Source organism: Agrococcus sp. Ld7 (assembly GCF_045064095.1).
Classification (GTDB): domain Bacteria; phylum Actinomycetota; class Actinomycetes; order Actinomycetales; family Microbacteriaceae; genus Agrococcus.
In genome coordinates this window covers 168,867-182,801 of record NZ_JBISGY010000027.1, presented here as the reverse complement: position 1 = coordinate 182,801, position 13,935 = coordinate 168,867, and the positions used below count along the sequence as shown (strand labels likewise).

The 13,935-nt window shown below is 71.7% G+C and carries 13 protein-coding genes; 5 read left to right on the top strand and 8 right to left on the bottom strand.

What is annotated here, in order from left to right; translation table 11 throughout:
- Nucleotides 1-37 precede the first annotated feature (37 nt).
- Entirely contained in the window at nt 38-1,570 is a 1,533-nt protein-coding gene (locus tag ACJJVL_RS07030) for an MFS transporter (protein ID WP_405217734.1), read from the bottom strand.
- A gap of 52 nt (nt 1,571-1,622) precedes the next feature.
- Between ACJJVL_RS07030 and ACJJVL_RS07025 the strand changes: the two genes are divergently transcribed.
- On the top strand, nt 1,623-2,156 hold the full coding sequence (locus ACJJVL_RS07025) for a TetR/AcrR family transcriptional regulator (RefSeq protein WP_405217732.1): 534 nt from the start codon (nt 1,623-1,625) through the stop codon (nt 2,154-2,156).
- Between the two features lie 40 nt (nt 2,157-2,196).
- Here ACJJVL_RS07025 and serA read toward each other — a convergent pair whose 3' ends face one another.
- On the bottom strand, nt 2,197-3,789 hold the full coding sequence (gene serA / locus ACJJVL_RS07020; protein WP_405217731.1) for a phosphoglycerate dehydrogenase: 1,593 nt from the start codon (nt 3,787-3,789) through the stop codon (nt 2,197-2,199).
- A 221-nt stretch (nt 3,790-4,010) separates the two neighbouring features.
- Here serA and ACJJVL_RS07015 point away from each other — a divergent pair, with 221 nt between their 5' ends.
- A complete protein-coding gene (locus ACJJVL_RS07015; RefSeq protein ID WP_405217729.1) occupies nt 4,011-4,406 on the top strand; it encodes a DoxX family membrane protein in 396 nt (131 codons plus the stop codon).
- A 55-nt stretch (nt 4,407-4,461) separates the two neighbouring features.
- On the opposite strand, the gene ACJJVL_RS07010 is transcribed toward ACJJVL_RS07015, so the two are convergent.
- Nucleotides 4,462-4,818, bottom strand: a complete 357-nt coding sequence (locus tag ACJJVL_RS07010; RefSeq protein WP_405217727.1) for a hypothetical protein — start codon at nt 4,816-4,818, stop codon at nt 4,462-4,464.
- On the bottom strand, nt 4,815-5,210 hold the full coding sequence (locus tag ACJJVL_RS07005) for a hypothetical protein (protein WP_405217726.1): 396 nt from the start codon (nt 5,208-5,210) through the stop codon (nt 4,815-4,817). Before ACJJVL_RS07005 ends, ACJJVL_RS07010 begins: the two co-directional genes overlap by 4 nt.
- A 121-nt stretch (nt 5,211-5,331) precedes the next feature.
- Between ACJJVL_RS07005 and ACJJVL_RS07000 the strand changes: the two genes are divergently transcribed.
- The 3 genes from ACJJVL_RS07000 to ACJJVL_RS06990 are packed head-to-tail and all read left to right on the top strand — an operon-like array spanning nt 5,332 to nt 9,006.
- Nucleotides 5,332-6,396, top strand: a complete 1,065-nt coding sequence (locus ACJJVL_RS07000; RefSeq protein WP_405217725.1) for an extracellular solute-binding protein — start codon at nt 5,332-5,334, stop codon at nt 6,394-6,396.
- Nucleotide 6,397: 1 nt separating this feature from the next.
- Nucleotides 6,398-7,975: an ABC transporter permease gene (locus ACJJVL_RS06995; RefSeq protein ID WP_405217724.1), complete on the top strand. Its 1,578-nt coding sequence runs from the start codon at nt 6,398-6,400 to the stop codon at nt 7,973-7,975.
- On the top strand, nt 7,972-9,006 hold the full coding sequence (locus ACJJVL_RS06990; RefSeq protein WP_405217722.1) for an ABC transporter ATP-binding protein: 1,035 nt from the start codon (nt 7,972-7,974) through the stop codon (nt 9,004-9,006). The genes ACJJVL_RS06995 and ACJJVL_RS06990 overlap by 4 nt, the downstream gene beginning before the upstream one ends.
- Before the next feature lie 112 nt (nt 9,007-9,118).
- On the opposite strand, the gene ACJJVL_RS06985 is transcribed toward ACJJVL_RS06990, so the two are convergent.
- The 4 genes from ACJJVL_RS06985 to ACJJVL_RS06970 form a co-directional block, all read right to left on the bottom strand.
- The gene (locus ACJJVL_RS06985; protein ID WP_405217720.1) at nt 9,119-10,108 is read right to left on the bottom strand and encodes a DUF2332 domain-containing protein; all 990 of its coding nucleotides are present in this window, start codon (nt 10,106-10,108) and stop codon (nt 9,119-9,121) included.
- A 366-nt stretch (nt 10,109-10,474) separates the two neighbouring features.
- Nucleotides 10,475-11,500: a ketol-acid reductoisomerase gene (gene ilvC, locus ACJJVL_RS06980; RefSeq protein ID WP_405217718.1), complete on the bottom strand. Its 1,026-nt coding sequence runs from the start codon at nt 11,498-11,500 to the stop codon at nt 10,475-10,477.
- A gap of 124 nt (nt 11,501-11,624) precedes the next feature.
- Nucleotides 11,625-12,143, bottom strand: a complete 519-nt coding sequence (ilvN, locus tag ACJJVL_RS06975; RefSeq protein WP_405217716.1) for an acetolactate synthase small subunit — start codon at nt 12,141-12,143, stop codon at nt 11,625-11,627.
- Complete coding sequence (locus tag ACJJVL_RS06970) at nt 12,143-13,930, bottom strand: acetolactate synthase large subunit (protein ID WP_405217715.1); 1,788 nt, start codon at nt 13,928-13,930, stop codon at nt 12,143-12,145. Before ACJJVL_RS06970 ends, ilvN begins: the two co-directional genes overlap by 1 nt.
- Nucleotides 13,931-13,935: the final 5 nt, after the last annotated feature.

The window sequence follows — 13,935 nt, the reverse complement described above, 5'->3', positions numbered from 1 at the left end:
GGAGACGCTAATCGAACCCACCCACGCGCGACAGGACTCAGTCGTCGGAGCCGCGCAGCGTCCACCACGCGACAGCCATCGCGGCGAGCATGAGCACGGCGCCCGACACGCTCGTGGCGATCACGCCGTGGTCGAACGCGATGCGCGCCGCCTCCAGCAGCCGCTCCCCCGTGGGCCCCGCGCCCTCGGTCGCGGCGACCGCGCCGCCGAGCGTCTCGCGGGCGGCCGCGGCCATCGCCGCGTCCGTGCCCACGGGTACGACGAGCGTCGCCCGGTAGACCGCGGTGAGCAGCCCACCCAGCAGCGTCGTGCCGAGCACCGCACCGAACTCGTACGCGGTCTCGGACAGCGCGGATGCCGCACCCGCCTTGGCCGGCGGCACGGCCGTGAGGATGAGGTCGTTCGAGATCGTCTCCGCCGCGCCGATGCCGACGCCGAGCAGCGCGAAGGCGATCGCGATGCCGACGATCGTGACATCCTCGCCGAGCACCGCGAGCATCCCGTACGCGGCCATGGAGGAGGCGAGCGCGACGACCACGACCACGCCCGGGTCGACGCGGCGCACGACGCGCACCACCAGCAGCCCCGCGAGGATCATGGCGACGACGCCAGGCACGAGCACGAGCGCAGCATCGAGCACGGGCATCGACTCCACGAGCTGCAGGTGCTGCGTGACGAAGAAGAGGAAGCCGGTGAGCGCGACGACGCTCAGCAGGTTGACGAGCAGTGCGCCGCTGAACTGCGGCAGCCGGAACAGCCCCACGTCGAGCATCGGCTGCGCGACCCGCCGCATCCGTCGCACGAACACCCACCCGGCCAGCACCGCGAGCAGCACGAGGCCGATGCCGAGCGGGTCGAGCCCGGCCACTGCGATCTCCTTGATGCCGGCCGCGAGCCCACCGAGCGCGAGCATCGACAGCGCGATGCCGATCGCGTCGATCGGGCCCGGCGCGGGGTCGCGCGACTCGTCGACCAGCAGCGGGGCGAACACGAGCAGCGGCAGCAGCACCGGCACCGCGATCAGGAAGATCGCGCCCCAGTGGAAGTGCGCGAGCAGCGCGCCGCCGACGATCGGGCCGGCCGCAGAGCCGACCGAGAACGCGGTGGCCCAGATCGCGACCGCGAGGCGACGCTGCTGGCGGTCGAGGAAGATCGTGCGCAGCAGTGCAAGGGTCGCGGGCATGAGCGTGGCGCCGAAGAAGCCGATCGCGGCACGAGCGGCGATGAGCAGCTCGGCGGTGGGCGCGAAGGCGGCGAGCACCGAGAAGACGGCGAAGCCCGACGCGCCGATCAGCAGGATGCGACGCCGGCCGATGCGGTCGCCGAGGTTGCCCATCGCCACCAGCAGCGTTGCCAGCACGAGCGAATAGGCGTCCACGATCCACAGCTGCTGCGCAGAGGTCGGCTGCAGAGCGACAGCGATCTCGGGCAGCGCGAAGTTCAGTGCCGTGATGTCGATGGAGACGAGCAGCACCGGCAGCATCAGCACGGCGAGCGCCGCCCACGCTCGCGCGCCGGCGCGCGTCGGGGCCGGTGTCACGGTGGCTGCGGGGGGCTGGGTCGGGCTCATCACCGAATCACTGTACCGTCTGGACGGTTTGTTGTCGAGGTAGACTCGTGGCATGAGCAAGGCGGAGGAGACCCGAGACCGCATCCTGGACGCGTTCGAGCAGCTGGTGCTGGAACTGGGCGAGCGCGCGGGCACCATCGCGGCGACTGCAGACGCCGCCGGCGTGTCGAAAGGGGGCCTGCTCTACCACTTCGGCTCGAAGGCAGCGCTCGTCGAGGGTCTCGCCGACCGGCTGGAGGTGTTCGGGCGGGCCGAGGAGGAGCGGCTGGCGCCCATGGCCGACGCCGTGAGCGTGTTCCTGCATGAATCGGTGGCGGCCGAGCATCCGATCGACCGCACGCTGATCGCATTGCTGAAGCTCGGGCAGCACGACGAGCATCAGGCGGCGCGCGACGCCCTCACACGGCTCGACGAGCACTACCTCGCGGCGCTCACGGCGAGCCTCGGCGATCGCGACCTGGCGCTGCTGGTCGTGCGGCTGAGCGACGGCATCTACCTGCGGTCGGCGTTCGGCGGCACCGCCTCGCTGCCGCCCGACTCGGTCGACCGGGTGGTCGCGCGGCTGGAGCGGCTGCTCGAGGGCTGAGCGCCACGCGCGCACCCGCGGCCGGTCGCGCTGCGGTTGACTAGATCGGGCGGATGTCGATCTGGCGGATCGCGGTCGCCTCGATGCTCTCGCCGAGCCGCTCGATGAGCGCATCCGGCGCCGCCTGATCGATCGTGACGATCGAGAGCGCGTCTCCCCCGGCCTCCGTGCGGGCGATCTGCATGCCGGCGATGTTGATGCCGGCCTCGCCGAACGCCGCACCGTAGGTCGCGACGATGCCCGGGCGGTCGGTGTACTCCATCACCACGAAGTGCTCCGCGAGCGGCACCTCCACCGACTGGCCGTTGACGCCCACGATCTTCTCGATCTGCTTCGGTCCGGTCAGCGTGCCCTCGACGCTCACCCGGCGGCCGTCGCTCGTGGCCAGCACGACCTCGACGACGTTGCGGTACTCATCGCTGCGCTCGTCGGCGGTCAGCGTGCTCGTCACGCCGCGCGACTCCGCCAGCACGGGCGCGTTGACGAACGTCACCTGCTCGCTGACTATCGACGAGAAGAAGCCCTTCAGCGCAGCCAGGCGCAGCACCTTGACGTCGAACGCGGCGAGCTCGCCGTGCACCGCGACATCCACCGCCTCGACCGGGCCACCCGCGAGGCCGGCCGCGAACTGGCCCAGCCGTTCCGCCAGCGGAATGCCGGGGCGCACGTACTCGTCGATGATGCCGCCCGCGACGTTCACGGCATCCGGCACCAGGTCGCCCGCGAGCGCGAGCCGCACCGAGCGGGCGACGGCGACGCCGGCCTTCTCCTGCGCCTCGTCGGTCGAGGCGCCCAGGTGCGGTGTGACCTGGATGTTCGGCGCGCTGGTGAGCGCATCGTCCTTCGGCGGCTCCGAGACGAAGACGTCGATGCCGGCGCCGGCGATCGTGCCGGCGTGCAGCGCCTCGGCGAGCGCGGCCTCGTCGATGATGCCGCCGCGCGAGGCGTTGACGATGCGCAGCGTCGGCTTCGCGAGCGCGAACTGCTCGGCGCCGATCAACCCGACGGTCTCTGGCGTGCGCGGGATGTGGATGGTGATGAAGTCGCTCTCGGCCATCAGCTCGGAGAGCTCTCGCAGCTCGACGCCGAGCTGCGCGGCGCGGGCGGGGCTCACGAAGGGGTCGTAGGCGATCAGCTTGGTGCCGAAGGCCGCCAGCCGCTCCGCGACCAGCACGCCGATCCGGCCGAGGCCGACGATGCCGACCGTCTTCTCGTACAGCTCGACGCCCGTGTACGCCGACCGCTTCCATTCGCCGCGCTTGAGCGACGCATCGGCGGCCGGGATGTGCCGGGCGAGCCCCAGCAGGTGGGCGATCGCGAGCTCGGCTGCGGAGACGATGTTCGAGGTGGGCGCGTTGACGACCATGACGCCGGCCTTGGTGGCCGCAGGGATCTCCACGTTGTCAAGGCCGACGCCCGCGCGGGCGACGATCTTCAGCTGCGGCGCGTGCGCGAGCGCCTCCGCGTCGATCTGCGTGGCGCTGCGCACGAGCACGGCGGATGCATCGGCGAGCGCCGCGAAGAGCGCCGGTCGGTCGGTGCCATCGACGGTGCGCACATCGAAGTCGGGGCCGAGGGCATCGACGGTTGCGGCCGAGAGCTCCTCGGCGATCAGGACGACGGGCTTGGGCATGCTGGACTCCTCGGCGTGGGTTGGCAGGCAGCACCTCGTCGTGCCAGGAACCAAGCCTAGCGACCGCCGTGTGCGGCGCCAGGCGCAGCACCGCACCGCCGCGGACCCCTTCCACCCATCTCGACCCGGTGCACCGGCTCCGGGACGGCGGAACGGGTCGACGGAGCGCGGCGGGACGAGCGTGCGGGATGACCGGACGCGCGTGCGGGATACTCATAGCGATGGATCCCTTCGCAATCGCGCAGTTGGTGCTGCGCATCATCCTCGCCGTCGTCTTCATCGGCATGGGCGTCACCCACTTTCTGCCCCGCGTGCGCCGCACGATGGCGGCGATGATCCCTGCGTCGATGGCCGGCCGCGACCGCGCCTGGGCGGTGCCGCTCGTGACGATCTCCGGCGTCGCCGAGATCCTGGGTGGCCTCGGGCTGCTCGCGCCCTGGTGGGGCGTGCGCTTCGCAGCCGGCCTGGCACTCATCGCACTGCTGATCGCCGTGTTCCCCGCGAACGCGGAGGCGGCGAAGGACCCGAAGCGATTCGGTGCAGTCGCGATGCCGCTCGTGCCGCGGCTGATCGGGCAGATCGTGCTCGGCGCGCTGCTGCTGCTCGCGGTGATCTGAGGCCGCAGCCGCCGCTCGCGCCCTGCGCTACCCGCCCTGCGCTACCCGCCCTGCGCTACCCGCCCAGGGCGCTGACCGCGATCTGCCGTGCCAGCTGCTCGGCGAACAGCGCCAGCTGGGCGCTCACGCCGAGCGCGACCAGCAGCACGCCCGCCCGCGGCACCAGCCGCATCCGCCGCCCGATCCACAGCGCAGCGAGGAAGAGCGATGCCGGCATCGCGACACCCGCGATCAGCAGCCACCACGGCACGGATGCCTCGATGCCGCTCCCGAGATAGAGCAGCGGCAGCTGCTGCAGATTGGCGACGGCCTCCACCGTGTCGTAGGCGAAGGCGAGCGCGAACAGCAGCGCGATGATCCAGGCATCGCCCGGGCGCTCCGCGCGTGCCTCGCGGGCGGGTGCCGCGCTCACGCGAGCACTCCCGCCACGAGCGGCCAGGGCGCCGTGACGAGCAGACCCACGAACCACCACGCCGCGCGTCGGTGCAGCGGGGCGACTCGAGCGACGGTGAACCACCACAGCAGCGGCGTGATCACGGCGAGCAGCTCGCCGAGCTGGTACATGGCCAGCCCCAGCAGGCTCGGCTGCTGCACGGGGTTCGCGATCACGATCATCCCCCAGCCGGCCGTCGCAGCGGCGGCGAGTGCCAGCATCAGCCATCCGAGTGCGCCCAGCTGTCGGTGCGATCGCGAGATCCGCCCGGCCGGATCGTTGAGGTCGGATGCCTCGGCCGTCGCCGACTCCTCAGCGGGGGCATCGAGCTCATCGCCCTCCCAGCGGAGGGCCTCATCGTCAGCGCTCATCGTGGCAAGCCTACCGAGCGAGGAGCCCGCCGCGGTCGAGCGCACGACGTGGGTGAGGATACCCTTACCTACGGAAGACGACGTCTGGATCGTCGACCGCCCGCATTCCGGAGGAGACCCCTTGCCGTACGCGTTCATCCGCACCACTCGGCGCGCAGCGCTGCCCGCAGTCGTCGTCGCCACCGCGCTGGCACTGACCGGCTGCGGCGCCGCCTCGCCCGAACCGGCTGACACCACCGAGCCCACGTCGAGCGCCGACGGCGCCTTCACGCTCTACGCCGGGCGCAGCGAGGATCTCGTCGCGCCCCTCGTCGAGGCATTCGAGGAGGAGACCGGCATCGACGCCGAGGTTCGCTACGCGTCGTCCACCGAGCTCGAGGCGCTGCTGCTCGAGGAGCAGGACCGCACCCCGGCAGACGTCTTCTGGTCGCAGGACGCCGGCTCGCTCGGCGCGCTCTCCGAGGCGGGCATGCTGACCACGCTGCCCGACGAGCTCACGGGCTCGGTTCCGGCAGAGTTCACGTCCACCGACGGCAGCTGGGTCGGCGTGACGGGGCGCGCACGCGTCATCGCCTACGACAGCGAGGATGTCGCCGAGGACGAGGTGCCGACGGCGATCGCCGAGCTCACCGACCCCTCGTACAGCGGTCGCGTTGCGTTCGCGCCCGGCAACGCATCCTTCCAGTCCTTCGTCACGGCGATGCGCGTGCTGGAGGGCGAGGACGCGGCGGATGCATGGGTCGCGGCCGTCGCCGCGAACGACCCGATCCTGACCGAATCGAACGGTCAGACGCTGGACCTGGTGCAGTCGGGTGAGGCCGACTTCGGCCTCATCAACCACTACTACTGGTTCGAGGACGCGCAGGAGCTCGGCGCCGAGCAGATGCGCGCACAGCTGCAGTTCCTGCCGGGCGACCCCGGCGGCATCGTCAACGTCACCGGTGCAGGGCTGCTCACGGGAGCTGCTGGCGACGAGGACGCGCTGGCGTTCATCGAGTACCTGCTCTCCCCCAGCGCGCAGGAGTACTTCGTCACCGAGACGCACGAGTACCCGCTGATCGACGGCGTCGAGCCCGCCGATGCGCTGCCCGCCATCGAGTCGCTCGCCGTCGATGGCTTCGACCTTGCCGATCTCGCCTCGCTGGCCGAGACGCAGGCGCTCCTGGCAGAGCACGGCCTGCTCTGAGGTGATCACCGCGCCGAGGAGCGCGCGCCGCCGTGCCCTGCCGCGCGGCGCGCGCATCCTCGCGCTCTTCGGACTCATCTCGGTCGCGCTGCTCGCCGCGCCGGTGGTGTACCTCGTGGCGCGCGCGCTGGGCGGTGACCCCGCGGCGGCGCTGCCGCTCGTGCTGCGCCCGCGCACCGGGCAGCTGCTGCTGACGAGCCTCGGTCTGGCACTCACGGTGATGCTCTCGGTCGGGCTGCTCGGCACGCTGCAGGCGACGCTGCTCGCCAGGCTTCGGCTGCCCGCCTCCCGGCTGCTGCTGACCGCGGCCGCTCTGCCGCTCGCGATGCCGTCCTACGTCGCCGCGTTCGGCTGGCTCGGCGCCGCACCCTCTATGAACGGCTTCTGGGCCGCGTGGCTGCAGCTGACGATCGTCTCAACGCCCTACGTCACGCTGCCCGTCTACGCCGCGCTCCGCCAGGCGCCGGCAGGCCTCGAGATCGCGGCTCGCTCGCTCGGGCGGGGCCCGCTCGCCGCGATGGCCCAGGTGACGTGGCCGATCGTGCGGCCGGCCGCCACGGCGGGTGCGCTGCTCGCGGGGCTCTACGCGCTCGCCGACTTCGGCGTCGTCTCGCTCATGCGGGTCGAGACGCTGTCCACGGGCATCGCGCGCGCGATGGGGGCGGGATTCGACCGCTCGTACGCCGCGCTGCTCGGACTCGTGCTCGTCGTCGCCGCGATCGCGCTCGTGCTGCTCGAGCAGCGGGTCCGCCGGGCAGTGCCCGCGGCCCGGCTGCGATCCGGAGCACCGCTGCGCTGGGGCGCGGGCCGGTGGGCGCCCGTCGCGATCACCGCTGTGCTCGCGACGCCGATCGCCGCCATCGTCGTGCCCGTCGGGGTGCTCATCGGGCGCGTGCTGACTGCGGACGCCGTGGCTGCGCTGGATTGGATCGCGTTGCTCGACGCCGCCGGCACCTCACTCGGCCTCGCACTCGCCGCGGGGCTCCTCGCGATCGCGCTCGCGACGCCCGTCGCTCTGCTCGCGACGCGCTTTCCCTCGCCGCTCAGCCGATCCCTCGAGGGTGCCGCGACGATCGCCCATGCGCTGCCGGGCATCGTCGTCGGGCTCTCGCTCGTGTTCCTCTCGCTCTCGCTGGTGCCGTGGGCCTATCAGTCGTTCGGCCTGCTGGTCGCTGCGACCGCGCTGCTCGCGACGCCTCGAGCGGTCGGTGGCGTGCGCGCTGCGCTCGAGCGGGTGCCGGAGCGCTTCGAGCAGCTGGCACGCGGGCTGGGGCGCCGCCGCGCGGGCGCACTGCTGACCACGACGGCGCGCATCGCCTCGCCCGGTATCGCCATCGCCGCGCTGCTGGCCGCGGTGGCAGCGCTGAAGGAGCTGCCGGCAACCCTGCTGCTGCGCCCGACGGGCGTCGACACGCTCGCAACAGCGCTCTGGGCGCGCACAGACATCTCGCAGTACGCAGCGGCCGCGCCCTTCGCCCTCGCGCTCGTCGCGTGCGCCGCGGTGCCTGCCATGCTGGTGCTGGCGTCCACGATCGACCGCGAGCACGTCGGAGCCATTGCCGAGCGGAGTGGACCATGACTGAGCTGCGGGTGTCGGCAGCGAGCACCGGGCATCCGGGTGGCGCCGACGTCGTGCACGGCGTCTCGCTGCACGTGCCCACCGGCGGCGTCGACGCAGTGCTCGGCGCGTCCGGGTCCGGCAAGTCGACACTGCTGCTCGCGATCGCCGGGCTGCTGCCGTTGCGCGAGGGCGAGATCGAGATCGGCGACCGCACGGTCTCGAGCGCAGCGCGCACCGTGCCGCCCGAGCGGCGCGGCGTCGGCTGGGTGCCGCAGGACGCGTCGCTCTTCCCCCACCTCACGGCGGGCCAGAACATCGCCTTCGGGCTGCCGCGCGGCGCGCGCGATCCGCGCGGCGCGCGCGTGCAGGAGCTGCTCGAGCTCGTCGAGCTGAACGGCTTCGCCGATCGCCCGTCGTCGGCGCTCTCCGGCGGTCAGGCGCAGCGGGTGGCTCTCGCCCGTGCACTCGCCGCCAAGCCCGGCATCGTGCTGCTCGATGAGCCGTTCTCGGCGCTCGACGCCAGCCTGCGGGTGGGCCTGCGCCGCGAGATCGGCCGCATCCTGCGCGAGGCCGGCGCGACCGCCCTGCTCGTCACCCACGATCAGGAGGAGGCGTTCGCGTTCGCCGACCGGGTCTCGGTGCTGCGCGACGGCCGCATCGAGCAGCACGGCACCGCCGAGGAGCTCTTCGCCAGGCCCCGCTCGGCATGGCTCGCCCGGTTCCTCGGCGAGTCGACGCTCGTGCCTGCGGAGCGCGACGGCGACGTGTGGGCGACGCCGCTGGGGCAGACGCCGATCCCACCCGGTGCGATCGACGACGAGCGCGCGCTGCTGGTCGTGCGTCCGGAGCAGCTCAAGCCCTTCGCGGCCGGCGTCGTGATTGAGGTGCGCGATGTCGAGTACTCGGGCCATGACCGCCTCGTCCTCGCCGAGGCCGCGGGAGTGCCCGGTACCGTGCTCATGCGCATGCCGGCGGCCATGGGGATCGAGCGGGGCACCCGCATGCCCGTGCGCGTGCACGGCATCCCCCACGCCGTGCCGCTGGACTGACTGCCACGCCATCCCCTGCGGCGCCGCTGGACTGACCGCCACTCGTCGTCGCCGATGCGTCGCCGCTCGACGGGCGGCCGGTCGTCGCCCCGCGCCTCGCCGCTCGACCGCCTCAGCCAGGGAGGTCGTCGACCCAGGTGATCGCGGCGCCGTGCGGGTCGGTGATCGCGATCGGCTGTGCGTCGCGCCGCAGCACGAAGTCGCCGGCCATCGCCCATGGGGCGGGAGGGCCGATCTCGAGCGTCGCGCCCTCATTCGCGACCCAGGTCACGGGCAGCTCCCCCATCAGGTCGGCGAACGAGGCCCGGTCGTAGGCGGAGACGTACGCGAGCACCGCGGAGTGCCATACGACCACCGTCGACGCGTGCGTGGCAGCCTCCTCCACGAGCGCGCGGGTGTCGACACGCAGATCGCCCCGCCGCACGTGCGCGCGCTCGCGCCGCGCAATCGCGAGCGCGGTGCGCAGCCGGTCGACGCGGGCCCCGTCGACGTTGCCGTTCGCATCCGGCCACACGAGCGCCTCGAGCCAGGTCTTCGTCTCCGGCTCGTCGGGGTCGAGGGGCTGCAGGTCGAGGCCGCCCCGCCACGCGACGGTGGGCGGATGCTCGGGCAGCGGCGTCGACGGCGACGCGACCGTCTCGAGCAGCGGCAGGCTCGCATCGCCGATGTATTTGCCGGCACCGAAGCGGTAGCGCCACCGATCCGGGTAGAGGCACAGGCCCGCGGATGCGCCCACCTCGACGAGCGAGATGGGTCCGCGCAGGTGCGCGATGGCCGGCAGCAGCGTGGCCATGCGCCGTGACTCGTTCGTCTGCGTCATGCGCGCGAGCATGGTCGCGCGGATGCGACTCCAGCTGCGGGCGATCATCTCCCGCACATCCGCCCACGGCAGCAGCGGCACGCCCTCGAAACGAGCGGCGGCGAAGAGCAGGTTGGGCTGGCGCTTGCTCGGGTCGAGCTCGGCGATCGCGCTGCAGAGCGCCTCGTCGCCGGCCACACCGCGCGCCCACTCGGCGTAGCGCGGCGAGCGCTCCTCTGCTTCGACGCGCGCCCAGCGCAGGTAGCCCTCGCTGACCTTGCGCTCCTCGCCCACGCTCTCCACACGCTCACCTTGCCACGCGGGCCGCGCGGCTCCCAGCCCTGCCTTGCCCCGCGCGGCCTCCCTACCGGTACGAATCGGTCGCCAGCACGCCCAGCAGGCGACCGTTCCGTACCGCTCTCGCGTCGCGCGCGGTGGCTCGCTTGAGCACCGGTACCGAACGGTCGCGCGCCAGCCCACGAGGCGACCGTTCCGTACGGCTGCCGGAGCGTGGGCCGGGGATGCGCGGACCATAAGCGGGAACGCCGGAGGGCCGGGATCGTGAGATCCCGGCCCTCCGGGTCTCGAGACGCGCGTGCTTCGCCCGCGCTCCTCGACCGGCGTTGGGGTGCAAGTGCCTGCGGCACGCGCTCCCCGACCGGCGCTTGGTCAGCGCTGGGCGCTGCCGTCGACGTAGTCCGAGTCGGGCTGCTCCCAGGCGAACAGGCCGCGCAGCTTCTTGCCGGTCGCCTCGATCGGGTGACCCTCGGCCTTCGCGCGCAGCTCCTTGAACTCCGGGCCGCCCGCATCCTGGTCGCCGATGAAGCGCTCGGCGAAGGCACCGGACTGGATGTCCTTCAGCACCGCCTGCATGTTCTCCTTGACGCTCGGGTCGACCACGCGCGGGCCGGAGACGTAGTCGCCGTACTCGGCCGTGTCGCTGACCGACCAGCGCTGCTTGGCGATGCCGCCCTCCCACATGAGGTCGACGATGAGCTTCAGCTCGTGGAGCACCTCGAAGTAGGCGATCTCCGGCTGGTAGCCGGCCTCGGTGAGGGTCTCGAAGCCGTACTGCACGAGCTGCGAGACACCGCCGCAGAGCACAGCCTGCTCACCGAACAGGTCGGTCTCGGTCTCCTCGGTGAAGGTGGTCTTGATGCCGCCGGCGCGCAGGCCGCCGATCGCCTTCGAGTACGACCATGCCGTCTCCCAGGCCGAGCCGGAGGCATCCGTCTCGACCGCGACGATGACGGGCACGCCGCGGCCGGCCTCGAACTCGCGGCGCACCGTGTGACCGGGGCCCTTGGGCGCGACGAGCACGACGTCGATGCCCTCGGGCGCGTCGATGTAGCCGAAGCGCACGTTGAAGCCGTGGCTGAAGACGAGGGTCTTGCCCTCGGTCATGTGCTGCGCGACCTCGTCGTTGTAGATGTGGCGCTGGTGCTGGTCGGGCGCGAGCAGCACGACGACATCCGCCCACTCGGCGACCTCTGCGGGCGTGCCCACCTCGAAGCCGGCCTCCGTCGCCTTCTGGCGGCTCTTCGACTCCGGCTGCAGGCCGACGCGCACCTCGACACCCGAGTCGCGAAGGTTCTGCGCGTGCGCGTGGCCCTGCGAGCCGTAGCCGATGATGGCGACCTTCTTGCCCTGGATGATGCCGAGGTCGGCACCGTCGTCGTAGATGACCTCAGTCATGGTGTCTCCTTCTGTTCGTTCGAGAGTTCTTGCTGCGGTGCTGCTTGGTGCTGCGGTGCTGCGTCGTGCTGCGGTGCGGCGTGCTGTCGCCGTGCGCGGTGCGCCCGCGGCCGGCCGCGTCGCGTCAGCCGCGATCGACCTTCAGCACGCGCTCGCTGATGGACTTGCCGCCGCGACCGATGGCCAGCAGGCCCGACTGCGCGATCTCCTTGATGCCGTACGGCTCCAGCAGTCGCAGCAGCGCCTGGCACTTGGGCGAGTCGCCCGTGACCTCGATCACGAGCGCGTCGGTGGTGACGTCGACGACGCGGGCGCGGAAGAGCGTCGCCGCCTCGAGGATCTGCGAGCGCGTCGAGTTGTCGACTTTCACCTTGATCAGCAGGTGCTCGCGCTGCACCGACTGGCCGGGCTCGAGCTCGACGATCTTCACGACGTTCACGAGCTTGTTGAGCTGCTTCGTGACCTGCTCGAGCGGCAGCTGATCGACGTCGACGACGACCGTGATGCGGCTCAGGCCCGGCACCTCGGTGCGGCCGACCGCGAGCGAGTCGATGTTGAAGCCGCGACGGGCGAACAGCCCGGCGACGCGAGTCAGCAGACCCGGCTTGTCCTCCACCAGGAGCGACAGGACGTGGGTGCTCATCACTCCTCCTCCCACACGGGGCTGTGATCCTTGGCGTACTGCACGAACGAGTTCGAGACGCCCTGCGGCACCATCGGCCACACCATCGCATCCTTCGACACGACGAAGTCGATCACCACCGGGCGGTCGTTCGTCTCGAGCGCGAGCGTGATGGCCGGATCGACCTCCTCGGCTGTCGTGACTCGGATCGAGAGGCAGCCGTAGGCGTCGCCGAGCTTCACGAAGTCGGGGATCATCTTCGCGTCGTGACCGGTCTCGAGGTCGGTGAACGAGTGGCGGCCCTCGTAGAAGAGGCTCTGCCACTGCCGCACCATGCCGAGCGACGAGTTGTTGATGATCGCGACCTTGATGGGGATGTCGTTGAGCGTGCAGGTCGCGAGCTCCTGGTTGGTCATCTGGAAGCATCCGTCGCCGTCGATCGACCAGACGACGCGATCGGGCTCCGCGACCTTCGCGCCCATCGCCGCCGGCACCGAGTAGCCCATGGTGCCCAGTCCGCCGGAGTTGAGCCAGGAGTTGGGGCGCTCGTACTTGATGAACTGCGCCGCCCACATCTGGTGCTGTCCGACGCCGGCTGCGTAGACAGCCTCCGGGCCCGTGAGCTCGCCGATGCGCTGGATGACGTACTGCGGCGAGAGCCTGCCGTCGCTCGGCTCGGTGAAGCCGAGCGGGAAGCGCTCCAGCAGGCCGTGCAGCCGCTCCCACCAGTCGGTGAGGTCCGGGCGCCGCTCGGTCGCGAGCTCCTCGAAGGCCATGAGCAGATCGGCGAGCACCTCCCGCACGTCGCCCACGATCGGCACGTCGGCCGCGCGGATCTTCGAGATCTCGGCGGGGTCGATGTCGACGTGGATGATCTTCGCGCCGGGCGCGAACTCGTTCACCTTGCCGGTGACGCGGTCGTCGAAGCGCGCGCCGAGCGCGATGACCAGGTCGCTCTCCTGGAACGCGAGCACCGCGGGCACGGCGCCGTGCATGCCGGGCATGCCGAGGTGCTGCGGGTGCGAATCGGGGAAGGCGCCGCGGGCCATGAGCGTCGTGGTGACCGGGGCGCCGGTGGCCTCGGCGAAGTCGACGAGCTCCTTCGATGCCTTCGAGCGGATGACGCCGCCTCCGACGTACAGCAGCGGTCGCTCGGACTCGGAGAGCATACGCGCGGCCGCGGTGATCTGCTTGCCGTGCGCCTTCGTCACCGGGCGGTAGCCGGGCAGGTCGAGCTTGTCGGGCCACACGAAGCGTGCCGTGCCCTGCTGCGCGTCCTTGGTGATGTCGACGAGCACCGGGCCTGGGCGGCCGGTGGAGGCGATGTGGAAGGCGGCCTTCACCGCCGCTGGCACGTCAGCAGCATCGGTGACCTGGAAGGTGTGCTTGGTGATCGGCATCACGATGCCCGTGATGTCGGCCTCCTGGAACGCATCCGTGCCGATCAGGTGGCTGAAGACCTGACCGGTGATGGCGACCATGGGCACCGAGTCCATGTAGGCGTCGGCGATCGCGGTGACGAGGTTCGTCGCGCCGGGGCCACTGGTGGCGAGGCAGACGCCGACGCGGCCGGACGCCGAGGCGTAGCCCTCTGCGGCGTGGCCGGCACCCTGCTCGTGACGCACCAGGATGTGTCGGATCGCGCTCTGCTGCATCAGCTCGTCGTAGAAGGGGATGATCGCGCCGCCGGGGATGCCGAACACATCGGTCACGCCGAGCATCTCGAGCGACTTGAGGACGGCGCCGGAACCGGTCAGGGTCGGCGCTTCGGCGTTGCGCGGGGGCGCGGGCCGGGGTGTGATGGTCATGACTC

Excerpts from the sequence above, each read along its gene's own strand:
- ACJJVL_RS07030 (WP_405217734.1), bottom strand. The coding sequence starts at position 1,570 with ATGAGCCCGACCCAGCCCCCCGCAGCCACCGTGACACCGGCCCCGACG.
- ACJJVL_RS07025 (WP_405217732.1), top strand. The coding sequence starts at position 1,623 with ATGAGCAAGGCGGAGGAGACCCGAGACCGCATCCTGGACGCGTTCGAG.
- serA (WP_405217731.1), bottom strand. The coding sequence starts at position 3,789 with ATGCCCAAGCCCGTCGTCCTGATCGCCGAGGAGCTCTCGGCCGCAACC.
- ACJJVL_RS07015 (WP_405217729.1), top strand. The coding sequence starts at position 4,011 with ATGGATCCCTTCGCAATCGCGCAGTTGGTGCTGCGCATCATCCTCGCC.
- ACJJVL_RS07005 (WP_405217726.1), bottom strand. The coding sequence starts at position 5,210 with ATGAGCGCTGACGATGAGGCCCTCCGCTGGGAGGGCGATGAGCTCGAT.
- ACJJVL_RS06990 (WP_405217722.1), top strand. The coding sequence starts at position 7,972 with ATGACTGAGCTGCGGGTGTCGGCAGCGAGCACCGGGCATCCGGGTGGC.
- ilvC (WP_405217718.1), bottom strand. The coding sequence starts at position 11,500 with ATGACTGAGGTCATCTACGACGACGGTGCCGACCTCGGCATCATCCAG.
- ilvN (WP_405217716.1), bottom strand. The coding sequence starts at position 12,143 with ATGAGCACCCACGTCCTGTCGCTCCTGGTGGAGGACAAGCCGGGTCTG.
- ACJJVL_RS06970 (WP_405217715.1), bottom strand. The coding sequence starts at position 13,930 with ATGACCATCACACCCCGGCCCGCGCCCCCGCGCAACGCCGAAGCGCCG.